The organism is Apilactobacillus ozensis DSM 23829 = JCM 17196, from assembly GCF_001435995.1.
In the GTDB taxonomy this organism is placed as follows: domain Bacteria; phylum Bacillota; class Bacilli; order Lactobacillales; family Lactobacillaceae; genus Apilactobacillus; species Apilactobacillus ozensis.
Map to the genome: position 1 here is coordinate 20,690 of NZ_AYYQ01000030.1, position 17,076 is coordinate 37,765.

The window sequence follows — 17,076 nt, forward strand, 5'->3', positions numbered from 1 at the left end:
TATTCTTAAATTTGCTAAGGCAATATTTTAATTTGTTTACAAAGGTTGATATATGTCTAAAAAACAGTTTAAATAGTAATTGTAAGTAATTTTACTTGTGGGGGATATTTTATGAAAAAAAGCATTAAAGTGGGGATTGCAGCAGCTTTAACCACTGTATTATTCGGCGTAGCTGGTACGCGTCCAGCACATGCCGATAGTATATTTATTCATGATTCATTACAAAATCCAAAGGTAGAACAGGTATATCGAGGCAATGTTTTAAGCGGATACGATGACCCTGACCGTTTGGATAAGATGACTAACCCAATGCCTAATGTGCAACATCAAAAGAAATTTGCACGTGTAAAGGTTAATATGTTGGGTAATACGCCATTACATAACTATCCAACCGCGGATGATAGTGGTGAAAAGAACGCTTTTAACACAACTTTATATTTACCAACTGGTTTTAACGTTTCGCCTAAAGAACACGGTAACTATCAAAGTGTGGTAGTTGCTAATGACAGTATCTATTTAGTTGAATCAATGGGAACCGGAACTAACGAAGGTGACATTGTTCGTTTCAAATTAAGTGATTTAGAAGACTTAGGCTTATTTAAAGAAGGCGGCGCAAGTCTATTACTTCAAGCCTATGACTTTACTAATCCTTACAATAATTCCAGCAATAATATGCAAATGTTGATGGCTTTAGGGGATGTTAAGAAGTCCATGGACGCCCAAAATGGTCTTCAAACCACTATCAACAATATGCAAACGCAAATTGATGCCCAAAATACCAGTGTAAGAAATTTGAATACACTGATTACCAAGGCTCAAAAGAATAAGAAACTTAAAGGTAAAGATAAGAAAAATACAATTAATGGTTACAAGAAACAAATTGCTAATACTAAAAAGCTGATTAGTAACTTAAACCAACAATTAGCAACCCCTAAGCAACAATATCAAGCTAATGAAGATACAATTAATGATGCTAAGCAAAAATACCCATTCTTGAATAATTTATCTAAAATTCAAAAGGCGGTTCAAATTAGTCCATTAATCAATGTGGGGCATGGTCAAACCCTAAGTTGGAATCCTAAGACACAACACTTATACTTGGCACAAGATGAATCACTAAAAGATTTAACACCTGGTCAAAATAATAATGTAACTGAACTAGATCCAGATACTTTGGAACCAATTCGTCAATACCATTTCCGCTTACAACAGGGTGGAACTTCAATGCAAATGCATACGCTAACCTTTGATAATGATGGGAATGCCTACATTGGCCGTAAACGTGGCGGTAACTATGTTATCTTTAAAGGTCGCTTAGATACCAACAACGTTAGCTTTAAACCAGTTGGACAAATGCTTAACTGGTGGAAGGGTGCTGCGAACCAATGTCTAAGTTACAATGCCGCTAATAACCGTTTATATGTTGTTTCTAACGATGCGATTGTTTCAGTTCCAGTCGATAAATTAGGTAATGGCATTTTAACGGATAACGATGTTCACTACACCACCTTTAATACTGGTCGTGAATTCGAAGGCTTAGGCTTTGATAGTAGTGGTCGTGGTTATATGTTAATGCTATGGAAACCAGAATTATTACAAACTCAAGACCCAATGAACTAGCTTCAATATATAATAAAAATCCTCAATCTATTTAATAATGGATTGAGGATTTTTATATTGAATATTAATCTCGAAAAGAACATATCAATATAATATATACTTAAAAAATTCTATATTTTTATATTAAAGTTAAATCAAATTGCTAATTGGATGGTGAGCTAGTTAAGTTCCAAGTAATATTAGAAGTGTACGATGTGTTAGCTTTAGCGGTGTTACCAATTACTCGCAATTGAACATTATATGGATCAAATCTTTCTAACCAAGTACCAGCTCCGGTACCACTAGTAGCGTTCATCAAGACCTGAGCATTATTACTTAAAATAACAGTACCTGGGTTAATTGTAGGTGCATGAACACTATCAGCATCATAACCTTCTGAAGATGGGTTATTATCATATCCACCAATAGCGGTTCCGTCTAAACTTTTTAGACTGAGTTGAGCACCTCTAAGTTGATCACCATTAGCACTAACAAAATTATCAGCACTAGCACTTAAACTCCATCCTTCATGAGTACCTCTTTTATCAGTTACTTGAACAAATGGATGATGCTCTTTATTAACACCTTTATCATCAATAGCATCGTTTAAAACGTAATTTTTAGTGTAACTACTAATTTCGTTATTACCAAAATTAAAATTGGGTGCATAATCTATAGTAAGTGGTCCTTTAGAACCAGTACCTTTATTACCAGGATCGCCAGGGTCGATATTCCTATCGCTAGGAGCTGGATGCCCAGGATTTGTTGGATCTACAGGTTCAGTAGTTCCGGTTCCACCTTTAAAATTAATCAAAGCCTTTGAAACATAGTTGTCACCAAGATTACCATTGCCATCGGTCGTAGTATCTGCGTTTAAAGTAACAATGTTAATTAGAGTAAAACAACAAACGGCAGTTATTAAAGAGTAAAAAATATTATTTATAAATTTTTTAATCATAATAAAAATCTCCTTTAGAGAAGCGCAATAACATATAAATATAGAATTATTAAAAATATCATGAAGGTCCTTTTCGTATGTTCCAAGTTGCAGTGCCTTCGTAGTTACCAGCTTTTATTCTAGAAATAGGGACAATCAATCTTAAGTCATTTTTATTTTTTTTAATTGTATTACTACCGTTAGGACTGTTTATAGTTTTATAATACATGAAATTATCACCGTAATTATATAAATTACCATCAAAATAATAAACGGGGTTTAATTCATATCCGTCAGCATTTTTTAAGTTAGAGATGCTTAGATATAAGCTATATTCCCGACTATTTAAACTGGTTACCTTAGAAATTAATTCGTTATTTAAACTAATACTTGTAAAGTTATTGATAAAATGTGTTCCAAAATTTAAATTTGGAACAACTTCCATTCTTAAGTATTTAAAATTTATTAGGACATTTTTCATTTTTGTAATTGTATTTTCAACAATATTGTTAATTTTTTCGCTGGTTTTATCATTATAGTTTGCTTCTTCGTCTTTAATATCATTTATATTATAAGTACCAAAGCTACTATCTAAGGAACTACCTAGTCTATATTTTTGTATTTCTGCAAGTATGTGCTCTTTTATATAATCGTTATAAGGCGGATTATCCAATTTACTTATTTGATTGTATAGCTCGGTATATTCCTGGTCTATCTTATTTTGAGCTTTATCTTTAAGTTGTCCTAGAACAAATGAATTATGCTTGTTACCTTGTAAGTCATCATAATCGATTATTCTTAAGGCTTCAAAAGTAGGATATACAGCATCACTACCATTTTTTTTGCCATCAGCTCTATAAATGTGTAAGGTATTCGAAATCATATGTGTGTATATTTTTGAACTTTTTTTAATGAAAATATCTTTTAATTTCACAATTATATTTGCATTACCACCATTAGAGTCGCCTAAATAGCTACTTGATACGTAGGTATTAATTCCGTCACTATCCTTAGTTTTAAAATCTTTACCGTTTAATGAGTAATGGTAGGGACTCGGATTTAATCCGTTGTTATTATATCTTCTCTCGTTGTCATTACCCGGCTTAGATTCTTTAATACCAATAGGTTCAATGTCAAATGAATTTATAGCATCTGCTAAGTCGGCTGAAGGTTTAACTCGATACTCAATATATCTTCTGGCTCCACTTTTGTTCATAGGAACTCCCATTCGATAATTTATGATGTTATAGTTCTTATCTTGAAAAGATGGTTTTATTAAAGAAAATGGTGAATATTTAGACTCAAAATCATATCCATTTCTAGTAGAATAGTAGTTTACATAGTATTCTTCGTTCTCATTTTTTGGAAATCTTAATCGTGTTAAGTCATTTATTTCTGCATAAGGTTTAATAAGTTTGTTTTTAGAATAGTTATAATATTTTACATATGCCGTAACGTTAGTTACATTAATGCCGTAAAAAAACATTATGATTAAGCTATAGGATAACAATAAAAGCATTATTTTTTTCATTTAAATCATCCTTACTTATCATTTAAATGTGATCCTTTTTTTCTTCTTACGATTAAATATATGATTATTAATATAAAAATGATTATCAAAATAATTAATAAAATAATAGTTATGTTGTAGTGAAACGGTTCTTTAACAACATTTTTGTTAACATAATCAAAATTTTCACTAGTAATGTTAAATGATTTTTGCCATTTCCACGAATGACCATCACCATCTTTGGCCGTACCATATAAAGTATAACTTCCGGTTGGTAGGGTGTTTTTGAATGGAATAATTATATTGAATCGACTGTTGGGTGCTACTTGACCTAAAGTTGTGTTGTGTTTTTTAACGATTTTATTATTGTCATCCCTAATTACTGAACTAGTAGATAGTCGTCTTATGTAGTTAGGTTTATTATTCTCAAAAGATGTTTTTACTACCGGGCTGTAATTTTCCACGCTTTGTACAACTTTATTGAATTGTAAATTGGGAATAATCTTTTTATGATTATTTCTGATAATAGCAGCAATAGAATATACAAATTTATTTTTAATGCTAAACGTTTGGCCATCAGAATTATTGTCTTTACTCATTATTTGAGCGTCTTTTTTAGCATCTTCATACATGGAAACTCCACCCATTACAATCCCATTAAATTCTTCCTTAGGAGTTTTAATGTCAAAGTGTATTTTTTGCTGGCTTTTTGGTAATAATGATATATACATTTTTCTATTTTTACCCTTTAACATATCCAAGAACTGTGGATGACCAATTATGGAATTTTTGGAACTTAGGTAATCTATAGAAGGGCCATCACTAGTAGTTGCATTGTTGGCTTCAATAATGAAATGTCTTTTTACGTTCGAATAATTATGTATTTCAAAATTTATTTGATGATTTGTATTAGGTTTCATCAATATATCAACGTAATTAATATTTTTGTCAATTTCATTATCGTGTATAACGTTTATGTTGAATGGAACTTCTGAACTAGCATTGGCTTTAAAATTAATAAAAAATAAACTTAAACACGAAAATAATATAATAAATAAATATTTTATATTTCTCAAAAAAAACCCTTCTTTTAATCTTAAATTACTTTGTAACTCAATAGTATAATAAAAAAATTAATAGACAATAAATTTGAATTATAATTGTTAGCAAACTTAAATTCTTAACATTTAGTTAACTTTTACATAAAAAAGGTTCTACATATTTTGTAGAACCTTCTTTTATTTTAATGCTGTTTCACAAACTTGTTAGCCTTAATAAATCCGCCTTTAACTGCGTAAACCTTGCTACTATGCTTATCGTGTTTATATCGATTAGAATAGTCGATATATTTAATTCTTTTAGTAATATGTTTATTTAAAACGCCTTTCTTTATTTTTAAATTAACATCTTTATATAGGGTAACTTTCTTTTTAGTGGTAATAGTTTTTACATTATATGCATGTGCTTTTCCAGTAACAACATATTTTCGATTCCCAGTTATATATTGACCATTGGATAATTTATAACGACTGGTTAAGTTGTGTTTTACTAGCTTATTCACACGTAAAATTGTACCTTGTTTGTAGTGCTTTACAGCTTTCATTTGTTTAGGATTTTTATATCCATAAATTCCATAAGGATTAATGACAGTTACGTATTTAGTTGGATTTTGATAGTAAGTAGAATTAGTTAACCCTTTTTGCACTGGGATGAATCCAATTTCGTTATGGGTTTTAAATTTTTTGTTGATGTCTTTAACTAAATAAAATTGTTCATTATGCTTATTTTTAACGAGTTTAATCACTTTAAACATAGGACTCTTATTGATAGGCTTTTTAAAGTAAATATTTTTAATATTGTTCTGAATAGCATTTGGAGTTTTATACATATTTATTCTATCAATAGCATGGATTACCATGTTTGGTTGTGCAGGTTGAGATTGATTATTATTTTTATCAAAATTATCAGAAGAACCATTATCCTTTTGATTGTTCGAGTTATTATCAGAACTATCAGGGCGATTAGGAACTACTTGATATGAATTGTTATCATTATTTTGATTTTTACTTGGTACATTATTTTCATCAACTGGATTTTTTTCGTCTGGGCCTTCCTCGTTATCACTATCAGTATTCTCAGAAGGGGTTAAGGTTTTCTTGAACTCTACAATTGCTTGATTATATTGACCTTGATAAGTCTTGCCATCTTTAATGGTTTTAGGATTTACCGTAATGATTTCTTTTTCATTTAATGGCCTATTTGTATTGATATTAAAATTACCATTTTCATCAACATTACCGTGGCCCAATTTATCGCCATCATTATCATTAATAGTGATTTCATCATTTGGAATTCCTTTACCAATTACCTTATTATCATTCTTAACAATTTTATCGATACTAGGTCTGTGTTTTTCAGAATTGAATTCAACTGTTCTATCGTTAATGTAGCTATATTTATTTTCACCATTGTAATTAGTTTCAGCTTGAGCAGTTATGTTTTCTAATTCGCTTAATGGTCGTTGAACTACAATACTAAACTTATCTTTGTTGTTTACAACGCCACGTCCAAGTTCATTGCCGTTACTATCCTTAACAATAATGGTATCATTTTCGACACCATTACCCTTAACGATGTCGCTTTCATCGAACATCTTTTCTAAAGTAGGTGTATGATTTTCAGGACTGTAATCGACATGCTTAGTATCAGCATCACCATTATAGTCAATTCCATTATAAATGGTCTTAGGCGTAGCTTTGATAACCTCACGTTCTACTAATGGACGATTTGTAGTAATTGTAAATACGCCATCAGTTACTTTGCCATGACCGATTGTTTCGTTTTTATCATCCGTAATGATGATTTCGTCATTTTCAACTCCACGGCCAGTTACTTCGGTAGCGTTTGCAGAAGGGATGTTTAGCTTTGGTTTATGATTTTCGGGACTATAGTCAACGCGTTTATTAGTTTCATGCCCACGAAATTCATGTTCTTTGTATTTAGTGACTGCTCTAGCTTTAATTAGTTCTCTTTCTGTTAAGTCATGATTGGTTTCAATTTTAAAGTTTCCATTGTCATCAACCATACCACGCCCAATTTCTGTATTATTTTCCGTAGTAATGATTATTTCATCACCAGGTTTACCATGGCCGGATATGTATTTTTGACCTGACTTAGGAATGTCTAGTTCCACGTCATGTTCATCAATTTCATATACTTTTTTGTAAATTAGATTTACATTGACATCCTTGTTACCTAAATAACCGGAAGTGTTTTTTGCAGAACTATATTCATATTCACCAATCATATGGGGAAATCTAGTTATTTTATAAGTTTGACCATTATATTCATTGTAGGCCTCGGAGTTAGCAATGTTTTTATTTTTGCTATCTACATAGTTAACAATTAAATTTACTTTATCTAGATCATTATATGGGACTGATTTTCCACTAGAATATCCAAACCATCCAGTAAAAGCAGATTGCTTAGGATTTGAAAAATAGAAACTACGTTGTCTAGATATAAGATTACCCTTACCGTTGGATGTTAACGCATAGGAGTCATCATCTTTTTCCATTTTTATCGATATATTAGGGAAACCAACATTTTGCCAATTGTTAGTTATAGGTATGCGATGTGAAATCTTGCCATTTTCATATACCATTGAATAATTTTTGCCGTCAGATTTATCCAGCGAAGTTACTAAGTACGAATTATCATAATCTCTGATTTTATATACCGCCGATGTAATCGTATTTTCAGTTGGATCATTGGCTAAATTATTCTTCTGCGGTTCAAAAGTAGCACTACTAAGAAATTCATTGCGATTAGTGACCGTTTTGCTTTGTGCCATGGCACTAATTCCAATAGCAATACTAATTACCATTGTCAATATGGCAGTGCTAATATTTTTTAATTGAAACATTAAATCACCCACCTTATATTTTGTCTTACTTCATAAGAATATTATTCATGGTAACTATAATCAAATAAAAAGCATTACTATAAGTAAAAAACTGATTTCAAAATGAAATCAGTTTTTTTGTACGTTCATTGTCATAGTAATATGGGGCGTGTGATGATAAGTAAAGACTTCACTAATCGCTTTAAACCCAAACTTTTCATAGAATAGTTCTTTGTCGGCCTGCGCATGAATGGTAATAGTGGGATTATCGTAATGTTTTTGAATACTACTTAAAATATGTTCAACTAGTTGCTTACCTAATCCCTGACCACGAGCTTTGGATGCAGTGAGTACGCGGCCAAATGATATGTAGTCGTTTTCTTCGTACATCCGAGCGTACGCTAAGACTTCACCATCTTCTTCAGCCCAGAGGTGTAATGCAACGTGGTCTAAATGGTCGGCTTCTTGATAGGGACGTTCTTGTTCGACTACAAATGTGCTAATGCGCGCCGATAGAATTGCCCACAAGTCCGCCTTAGTTAGTTCATCATAAGTTTTTAAATGCCATTTAATCAATATAATCACTCCCATAGAGGTTTGATTAAAGCATATTCCACTTGATGTATGATTTCAATGCAAAATGCGGTAAAACGAGCGATATTTACGCTATCGTAATATTTATTAGTCCTTGTTACATTATTACTCGACCAAGGGCCCTTGGATTATAACCGCTAAGGATGATTCAAGATGAATAAAAATGAAAATAACGACTATCAAGCTAGTTTCAAATATCTAATGGCGAACGACCATCAAGTATTGATTTATGGAGTGTTAAAAAAACTAAATATCCGTCCATTTAATCAACTGTATGATGATTTGTATCAAGAAGGGGTCTTAGCCTTCATTAAGAAATATAATCAGTGTCCAGCCGATAAAACCGATAAACAACGCTTAGGGTTTATCTATCAAGGGGTGTATTGGCAACTATTAGACTATTTACGTAAGGATAGTTTAGTTGGTACTCGTCAAGAAAATGATGATACTGAACTTGCATATTTGTCAGCTAGTGATGATTCCAATGCGTTGATAGAAAAAAAGCTATTGCTGCAAAAATTACAAACTATTTGCACAAAAAAAGAATTATCCTACCTATATAATAAGCACGAATTAGGGATGTCGGTAACCGAGTTGGCTGAACAAGAAAATATATCACGTCAATCAATGCATAAGCGACTTAAAAAACTCCATCAAAAAATAAAATTGAATTTAGGGGTTACACATGGGTAGTTCATTTCGTTACTAGTAGATGTAAGGGTTGGCCGACACTTATCAAATCTAATTAAAAACGGGAGCTTACACAAATGAATAAAACTTGGTTGAAAACAAATATCGTCTATACAATGGTAAACAAAGAAAACGGCAAGGTCACTAAACGTTCTTTTGCGAACCTAGTTGAAGACGTAACGGACCAACAAGTCGCTGAATTTGGCTCAATTTTAGAAACCTTAGCAAGTAGTAACTATACCGGCGCTATTGTCGACGATAAGACACAATATTTAGTTTAAAATTACTAATCCAACTTAATTAAATCAATGGGGGCAATATAATATGAAGCATTTAGAACTTACATTCCAATCTGAAGACCGTAAAATCAAGACTTTCAAACTTAACTACGCCAATGAAGCACTAGGGGTAAACGAATTACAAGGGGCGATGAATCGCATCGCAGCTTTGAACATGTTCGAACGTGATGGCATTCAATTATATAAAGTACCAGTCGCCGCACGTTATGTGGACACTAATACTAAAACCATCTTCGATACCCGTAACAAGTAACATGTAACAAGTAATAGGAAACATCAAATAACTAACTAGTCTAATTAATTTAAAAAAGGTCGCCATGTTTGGCGGCCTTTTTACTTACATAAATGTTCAGGATAATGTTTTTCAATAAATTGTTTAATTGTTGAGACCATCTTCGCATTCGCTGGCGCTTTGGTTTCAATCGAATTAATGATGAGATAAATATCACGGTAAAATTCCTTATCAAAAGGGTAGGCGTTAACTTCGCCGGAAGTCTTGATCAACGCTAACTTCGGCAATATGCCAATGCCTAGACCAGCTTCAACCATGGCGATGATTGACTGGTCATCAATACTGAACTGCAGGGATTGTACGGTAACGTTGTAGTGGTCTAATACGGCCTTAGTGTCACCGATGTAATCGGAATGTTGTAGGATAAAGCTTTTATCGATGATGTCAGCTTGGGTGATGCTGTGACCATTAATGGGGATGAAGTCAGTCGGCGTAATACAATAGAACATATCTTTAATTAGCGGGACCTTAATCACCGCATCGTTTTTAGGATCACAGGTAAAGCCTAAGTCTATTTTTCCGCTACGAACGTCACTGGTAATGTTATTAAAGGCATCTTGTGTAACTTTGATTTTAATCTGGGGATAGTGCTTTTTAAAGTGACGTAAAATAGGTGGTAACCAATTAATGCACACACTACTAAATGCGCCAATGCGGACAATGCCTTGGCTAACTCCAGAAATATTAGCAGCTTTTTGTTCTAATAGTTGTTCATCAGCCAGAATCGTTTGAATCATTGGCAGAATCTCTTGGCCATTTTCAGTTAAGCGGACACCGGCACGGTTACGTACCAGCACTGAAAAGCCTAATTTTTTTTCTAGTTGATTAATTGAATGTGAGATCGCCGAAGGGGTAACGTTTAATAATTGAGCAGCTTGATAGAAACTACCCGCTTCGACCACGGTGATAAAGGCTTGATAGGCAAACGGTAGCATATAATTACTCCAATCCAGTATTTTTAATGCATATTTTACCCTAAAAATTAGGAATTTTATAAAATGTGAGCCAATTTTTGACTTTTTTACGCCATTGACTTATATTATTAACTAATGTATGGGCAGCCTACATATTACATTTTAGTTATTTAAGTAACACTTCTTTGCAAAAGTATTACAATCTAATTATTATGGTTGCGAAACACCTATGAGATGTCTATACTATAGAATGTCATTGTAATTGTTAAGCGATGCATGCAAGTTAAGTTATTTATGTTTAACTTTCAGTTTATTCATGATATAATACTTGTGCTTGATAAATTACATACTAATGTATTGGAGGAAATATATAATGCAAAAAAGTTTAAAGAAATCTTTATACTTAGGTTTAGCTGCATTGAGTTTTGCTTCAGTAGCTGGCGCAACTAACGCTAACGCTGCTAAGAAACACCACTCAAAGAAGACAGTTAAGACTGTTAAAAAAGCTAAGCCTGTAACTTATACTTCAAGTTACAATCTTGATCAATCAGTTGTTTACTCATTAAACGGTAGCAACGCTATCTACACTAAGCCAGGTACTGTTAAAGGTGCTCGTGTAGTTGCATCAAAATCTGATGTAAAATCTGTTGCTAACTCATCAAAGGGTTACTTCATGGCTTACGGTGAAGCTAAGACTTCAAAGGGTGCTCACTACTACAAGGTAGTTTCATTCGATCACAAATACCGTGGTTGGGTATACGCTGGTTCAGCTAAGAAGGTAGAATCAACAACTACTGCTACTGACACACCTAAGAACAATGTTGTTTACTTGAAGAGCCAAGTTTCAAACACTCTTTGGGACGCTCCTAAGTACTCAGCATTCAAGACTACTAAGGCTGCTAACAATAACTCAGCTATTGCTAACGACCAATACGTAGTTGACAAGGCTGTTAAGTTAAACCGTGAAGGTTGGACTTACTACCATGTAACTAACAAGACTAATGCTAACTACAGTGGTTGGGTATGGGCAGGCGCTACTAGCGATGCTAAACCAACTGATAACTTTAACGCTGCTAAAGATGTTAAAATCAACTTCACTTACAACGGTTCAACTGTTAAGTCATCAGTATTCCATGCATATGATGCAAATATGAGAACTAACAACTCAAATGTATTTAACCAAGATGATTTAAACAGTAAATTGTTTACACCAACTACATTGAGTAACTACAACAACCGTAAAGTTGCTTGGTTAAACGCTCAATTAGCTGGTACTGGTTACCAAGTTACTGATAACCAAGATGCTAAAGGTTTTGACACTAACACTCATAACTATTCCGCATTGAAAGATGTTAAGTTTGGTGACACTGTTTACTTGTCAGTTGTTAAAGCTGATACTAACTATGGTAAGTTAAGTGCATTTGCATTGAACAACAACCAATTCGTAAACGGTTCTACTAGATTAACTGCTGATAATGTTTTATTCCCAGCTATCTACAACAATGATTACTTCTATAATCAAAATGAAGTTCAAAACGAAAAAGCTATTGCTGCATACTTTGGTTTACAAAATGGTAGTTCAACACCACAATACAATGATAAATTAGCAGGTGCTCAAAATGCACTTAGAGTTCTTGTTTCTAAGAACAACGTTACTTTACCAGATGTTGGATACAACAAGTCTGTATACAAAGACATCAATGCTGCTATGGATGCATACAAAGCTGCTATTGCAGGACAAAAAGTTTCTTCAGTAACAACTAATGTTAAAGGAACTATTAAAGGTGCAACTAACGATTACCAACAATACAATGGTTACACTCTTGTAGAAGTTAAAGATGCTAACAATTCTAACCAATCAACTGATTTAATTGTTGACGGTAACAACGCTGTTATTGCAACTGCTAAATATGGTTCAGAATTAAGCTTAAACAATGGTGCTAAATTATTTGCTACTAAGGCTGATGCTGATAAGTTAGGAACAGCTGAAGCTATTAAGGGTGCAACTAATGCTACTGCTAAATACAATGGCTACAAGCTAATTAAAAATGCAGATGGTAGTAATGGTCAAGTTGTTGATGACAAAGGTTTTGTCGTTGCTAACATTAATGGTCACAATGATTCACAACCATCATTAAACTGGGGTGCTACACCTATTAAAGATGTTGATGGTTATGTTAAGGAATTGAATCCTTCAACTGTATCTACTAATCAATACAACTTCTCTGATTTCGCTGGAATCAATGGTGGTTCTAAACCTTACGGTTCATTTGATACTTCATCAAACAACACTGATAGTAAGTACATGAAGACAGCTACTGGTGCTAATGGTGAACAATACCACATGGTATACTTCTTAGCTCCTTCTGCTACTAACTCAGAAATGGGTAACAAGAAGATGGCTGATGGCGTAAGCTTCTATTACTACGCTGTTCCAGTTGCTGGACCTGTTACAACACAATCAAACAACACTCTTGATTACTTAGCTAAATAATCTTATTATTTAACTAAATAAAAAAAGAACTCCGAAGAGTTCTTTTTTTATACATATTTTTACAAGAAATTACTGATTATATTTATTAAGGTGACTTGGATGGCTTCATTATACAATAATTGAATAGTGGTGTGATTAGAACGAATAGTAATTAAACTTACAATGGAGTAAGTCATCCAATTTATATTTACTACAATTCAAGTGCTTCGATTACTATTAATGCAATTAACAATACACCAAGCACGCCTGCGAATAACTCAACTTCAACTAATACAAATACGAACATAAATAATTCAAAAACTGCCGATCAATCTCAAAATGGCAATAATTCTGAAAATAAAAATAATCAACAATCAGGATAAAGTGGTCAACAACCAGGTCAAGGTCAACAAAATGCCACAGGTATTCAGAAAAATAAATAATAGTTATATAAATAAGGGACTTGTTCCCTTATTTTTTAGTTTATTCATGTTATAATTTAACCAATAAAATTACAGGGGGCATATTTATATGCAAACTAGATTGAAAAGATCATTGTATGTTGGATTAGCTGCGTTAACTTTTGCATCCGTTGCAGGTACTGCAAATGCTAATGCTGCTGAAAAGACAAACACTAAGAATGATACTTCTAAGGTATCTAAGGCTAAAAAGGCTACTCCTAAAAAGAAAGTAGCTAAGAATAATAAGAAGAAGGCAGCTCAACCTAAAAAGACTGCTGCTAAAAAAGAAACTCCTAAAAAGGTAGCGCCTAAGAAGGAAAAGACATATCCTACTTTTGAATATAACGATTTAGAATATGATGCTGCTAAATCAAACGTTGTAGCTACAGGAACTGCTGGCTTATACAATAAGCCTAGTTCACGTAAAGACGCACGTTTAGTGGCTAGCAAGGCTAAAATGAGCCAATTAGCTAACTCTAAGAGTGTAGGGAACGTCTTTTACGTTGATGCAATGGCTAAGAACAGTAATGGTACTTTATATGCTCGTGTAACTTCAATGAGTAAACAATACCACGGTTGGATTTATGCTGGTCGTACCGATTTCTCAGACGATTTAAGCCAAATCACTGGGGGAGTTAGTTACTATGAAACTATGACCCCAGCTGCTTTGCCAGCTCAAACTGATGGCTACTACTTGAAAGGTGCTTTATGGACTACTCCATGGAGAACTCAAAAAGATAGTGCTAAGGTTGGCCTAGAATCAGCTTCTGGTTACCGTAATACTGATACTTTCCGTATCGACAACGCCGCAACAGTTCGTTCTGGCGGTCTATACTACCACGTGGTTGATAACAATATGCCATCATTAACTGGTTGGGTCTACAGTGGTAATTTAAATGGTTCCATGACTTCTGACTTAGGTTATACCATTCGTTATGTTGACCAAGCAACTGGGAACACGGTTGATACTAAGACGGTTCCATTAACTGCACTGGGTCAAATGAATAATGGTGATAACGTTCAATTTACTAATGATTCAGCTAACAAGTACATGCCTGCTGGCTACAAACTTGCCAACTTAGGTAACGTTGATAATGTTAAAGCCGGTGGTAATGGTTTAGTTTACATTTCTAAACTTGCTAGCAACACTTCACAAATTAAATTAAACGTTTTAGGTGATGGAATTACTGGCTCAACTCAACTAACTGGAAACGATGTTCAATCAATTCCAAACTTGAACACTAACCAAACTAGTAGCTTAAGTGGTAACCAAGGTTTAAATGTTGATATGAACAGCGTTGAAAATCAACTATTTAACACAGGCGCACCACTAAGCCAATTTAACGGTAAGACGGTTACTGATGATAATGGAAAAACTTATTACTACTACTCATACACTTATAACTCATCCATGACACGTCAAGCCAATGCTAACAGTAAGTACGGTAATGTCTTAAATGTTTACTACAACCGAACTAAAGTTGCTACAACAAATCCTAACTCACAACAAAACACTAATGCAGGTAATCAAAATTACCTAGCGCAATAATTATTTAAAATTGCTAAAAAGCTCTGTCATAATCTTGGCAGGGCTTTTTTGTATTTTCTTATATACTTTTAAGTAATATAATTATTTCTATAAAGAATATAAATATATTTATATTTTATTAATTACTTAGGAGTGATTTTTTGAAAAAAACATGTTACATATTTACTGTATTAATATCTTTATTGACGGGTGCAGCACTTGTTCCTGTAAATATTCATGCTGAACCCTACGTCTATACGACTCAAACTGGCAAGCATTATTTTTACAATCGTCATGATCGCGGATTGAGCCATGCTAAAAAGATATATCATGAACCCTTGTCGAAAGCCAAGGCTCGTGGTTTAACTTTATCAGGAACGGAAAGTAATTACGCTAGTAAAAAACGGAAAGTTATCCGTAAAGCTACAGTAAAACATATAAAAAAAGCAGCTAAAAAAGCTCGTAAAACTTCAGGAACGAAGCAATTAATTGATAACCATCAAATCACAATTGTAAATAATAACAATCCAAAATTTAGCAGAAGCGAGCTATCAACCAAACATAGGGCCTGGGCTAAATATGGTCATTTAGATCACTTAAATCGTGCGACAGCCGCTAATGCTTTGTTAAATAAATCGTTAATGCCTAAACAGGCTCGTGAACCATTACATGTCAATCCAACTGCCTGGCGTAATAAACGTGCTAATGGGAGCTGGTTATATAATCGTAGTCATCTGATTGGCTATCAATTTACAGGTCAGAATAATAATTTACGTAATTTAATTACTGGGACGAGGGCTTTAAATGACCCGGGAATGAGTAGCTATGAAAACCAAGTAGCTTCGTACTTACGTATGAACAAGCATCACTATGTTCGCTATGAAGTTATTCCACACTTTAAAGGTAATAATTTATTAGCTTCAGGGGTGCAGATGAAAGCTCAATCAATTGGTAACGATGATGTTCACTTTAATATCTATATTAAAAATGAAGAACCGGGATTTGTTTTAAACTATGCTAATGGAACTAGCAAAGTTAGGTAGTAAAAAAGCGTTACGAAAATATTCGTAACGCTTTTTGATTATTCATATTCATTTAATTTCTTTTTGATAACCGTGTTAGTAGAATAGTTAATAAAATCAACGATTGATAACTGTTCAACGAGATTATTTTTGAACCTTAAATATTCTAAATCGGCATGGTATTCGTTGCCCCAATAAAAGCTAATTTCTTGCATGAAACGATCGATTGTACACTTCATTTCAAAAGCTCGGGATTTCTGTCGTAATATGTAATCGACTTTACTTTTCATCTTAATACTAATTGAACTATTGATTTGTACGTTAATGTATTCGTCATTAATATCGGGCATAATTTTGCAATTTGGATTATAAACAATCCAAGAACGATTGTTACCGTTGCGATTAATCTTTTGTAGCGGTAATAATAAAAATCGATTGTATAAAAAAGGCGGATTATTATGAAAGCCTAAAAAACTAGCAAACGTCTTATTCAGTCCACGATTAGTTAGTTGATTACTATTCCAAAATGGTCTCAATAATGTATTGGTAGTCACTTCAGTCATAATGAATCCGTATGGATATTCAACAATGACACTATTGTATTTTTGATACTTACCTTTTATATCAATTATCAAGATAGTTTTACTTAAATTTAATTGATAGTTTTTTACTTTTCGATGCACGTTGCTGGGGGATATCTTTTCAATGTTAATGATTGAACCAAGTTGATTTTTTTCGATGATTTGTTTATCGACAGAATCAAGAATGACTGAAACCTCCTAGTAATTTAAAAACACACAAGATTTAAATATAGCAGATTTCAGTCATTAAAACAATCTTATATTAACAATAT

General features: G+C 33.2%; 14 protein-coding genes. 7 read left to right on the forward strand and 7 right to left on the reverse strand.

Annotation, left to right across the window (positions count from 1 at the left end):
- Positions 1-111: 111 nt before the first annotated feature.
- Positions 112-1,620, forward strand: a complete 1,509-nt coding sequence (locus FD06_RS04145) for a hypothetical protein (RefSeq protein WP_054657979.1) — start codon at positions 112-114, stop codon at positions 1,618-1,620.
- Between the two features lie 142 nt (positions 1,621-1,762).
- On the opposite strand, the gene FD06_RS04150 is transcribed toward FD06_RS04145, so the two are convergent.
- From FD06_RS04150 to FD06_RS04170, 5 genes are all read right to left on the reverse strand, one after another.
- Positions 1,763-2,557, reverse strand: coding sequence for a WxL domain-containing protein (locus FD06_RS04150; RefSeq protein ID WP_056966271.1), 795 nt, complete (start codon positions 2,555-2,557; stop codon positions 1,763-1,765).
- A gap of 58 nt (positions 2,558-2,615) precedes the next feature.
- Entirely contained in the window at positions 2,616-4,067 is a 1,452-nt protein-coding gene (locus FD06_RS04155) for a hypothetical protein (protein WP_054657983.1), read from the reverse strand.
- An 11-nt stretch (positions 4,068-4,078) separates the two neighbouring features.
- Positions 4,079-5,122, reverse strand: a complete 1,044-nt coding sequence (locus FD06_RS04160) for a DUF3324 domain-containing protein (RefSeq protein ID WP_056966272.1) — start codon at positions 5,120-5,122, stop codon at positions 4,079-4,081.
- 167 nt (positions 5,123-5,289) lie between these two features.
- Positions 5,290-7,971, reverse strand: a complete 2,682-nt coding sequence (locus FD06_RS04165) for an Ig-like domain-containing protein (RefSeq protein ID WP_056966275.1) — start codon at positions 7,969-7,971, stop codon at positions 5,290-5,292.
- A gap of 108 nt (positions 7,972-8,079) precedes the next feature.
- On the reverse strand, positions 8,080-8,526 hold the full coding sequence (locus FD06_RS04170; protein ID WP_054657995.1) for a GNAT family N-acetyltransferase: 447 nt from the start codon (positions 8,524-8,526) through the stop codon (positions 8,080-8,082).
- Positions 8,527-8,697: 171 nt separating this feature from the next.
- Between FD06_RS04170 and FD06_RS04175 the strand changes: the two genes are divergently transcribed.
- From FD06_RS04175 to FD06_RS04185, 3 genes are all read left to right on the forward strand, one after another.
- Positions 8,698-9,237: a sigma-70 family RNA polymerase sigma factor gene (locus FD06_RS04175; RefSeq protein ID WP_056966277.1), complete on the forward strand. Its 540-nt coding sequence runs from the start codon at positions 8,698-8,700 to the stop codon at positions 9,235-9,237.
- Between the two features lie 74 nt (positions 9,238-9,311).
- Positions 9,312-9,515 (forward strand): DUF1659 domain-containing protein, encoded by a 204-nt coding sequence (locus FD06_RS04180; RefSeq protein ID WP_054657999.1) that lies wholly within the window; start codon positions 9,312-9,314, stop codon positions 9,513-9,515.
- A 43-nt stretch (positions 9,516-9,558) separates the two neighbouring features.
- Positions 9,559-9,786: a DUF2922 domain-containing protein gene (locus FD06_RS04185; protein WP_054658001.1), complete on the forward strand. Its 228-nt coding sequence runs from the start codon at positions 9,559-9,561 to the stop codon at positions 9,784-9,786.
- Positions 9,787-9,866: 80 nt separating this feature from the next.
- Here FD06_RS04185 and FD06_RS04190 read toward each other — a convergent pair whose 3' ends face one another.
- Complete coding sequence (locus tag FD06_RS04190) at positions 9,867-10,760, reverse strand: LysR family transcriptional regulator (protein WP_054658003.1); 894 nt, start codon at positions 10,758-10,760, stop codon at positions 9,867-9,869.
- Between the two features lie 352 nt (positions 10,761-11,112).
- Here FD06_RS04190 and FD06_RS04195 point away from each other — a divergent pair, with 352 nt between their 5' ends.
- The 3 genes from FD06_RS04195 (at position 11,113) to FD06_RS04205 (ending at position 16,244) form a co-directional block, all read left to right on the forward strand.
- On the forward strand, positions 11,113-13,233 hold the full coding sequence (locus FD06_RS04195; protein ID WP_054658005.1) for a hypothetical protein: 2,121 nt from the start codon (positions 11,113-11,115) through the stop codon (positions 13,231-13,233).
- Positions 13,234-13,743: 510 nt separating this feature from the next.
- Positions 13,744-15,222, forward strand: coding sequence for a hypothetical protein (locus FD06_RS04200; protein ID WP_056966279.1), 1,479 nt, complete (start codon positions 13,744-13,746; stop codon positions 15,220-15,222).
- Positions 15,223-15,362: 140 nt separating this feature from the next.
- Positions 15,363-16,244, forward strand: coding sequence for a DNA/RNA non-specific endonuclease (locus tag FD06_RS04205; protein ID WP_056966281.1), 882 nt, complete (start codon positions 15,363-15,365; stop codon positions 16,242-16,244).
- Positions 16,245-16,282: 38 nt separating this feature from the next.
- On the opposite strand, the gene FD06_RS04210 is transcribed toward FD06_RS04205, so the two are convergent.
- Positions 16,283-16,906: a hypothetical protein gene (locus FD06_RS04210; RefSeq protein WP_056966283.1), complete on the reverse strand. Its 624-nt coding sequence runs from the start codon at positions 16,904-16,906 to the stop codon at positions 16,283-16,285.
- Between the last annotated feature and the right edge of the window lie 170 nt (positions 16,907-17,076).

Coding starts and splice junctions, on each gene's coding strand:
- FD06_RS04190 (WP_054658003.1), bottom strand. CDS start 10,760: ATGCTACCGTTTGCCTATCAAGCCTTTATCACCGTGGTCGAAGCGGGT.
- FD06_RS04195 (WP_054658005.1), top strand. CDS start 11,113: ATGCAAAAAAGTTTAAAGAAATCTTTATACTTAGGTTTAGCTGCATTG.
- FD06_RS04180 (WP_054657999.1), top strand. CDS start 9,312: ATGAATAAAACTTGGTTGAAAACAAATATCGTCTATACAATGGTAAAC.
- FD06_RS04185 (WP_054658001.1), top strand. CDS start 9,559: ATGAAGCATTTAGAACTTACATTCCAATCTGAAGACCGTAAAATCAAG.
- FD06_RS04175 (WP_056966277.1), top strand. CDS start 8,698: ATGAATAAAAATGAAAATAACGACTATCAAGCTAGTTTCAAATATCTA.
- FD06_RS04165 (WP_056966275.1), bottom strand. CDS start 7,971: ATGTTTCAATTAAAAAATATTAGCACTGCCATATTGACAATGGTAATT.
- FD06_RS04150 (WP_056966271.1), bottom strand. CDS start 2,557: ATGATTAAAAAATTTATAAATAATATTTTTTACTCTTTAATAACTGCC.
- FD06_RS04200 (WP_056966279.1), top strand. CDS start 13,744: ATGCAAACTAGATTGAAAAGATCATTGTATGTTGGATTAGCTGCGTTA.
- FD06_RS04145 (WP_054657979.1), top strand. CDS start 112: ATGAAAAAAAGCATTAAAGTGGGGATTGCAGCAGCTTTAACCACTGTA.
- FD06_RS04155 (WP_054657983.1), bottom strand. CDS start 4,067: ATGAAAAAAATAATGCTTTTATTGTTATCCTATAGCTTAATCATAATG.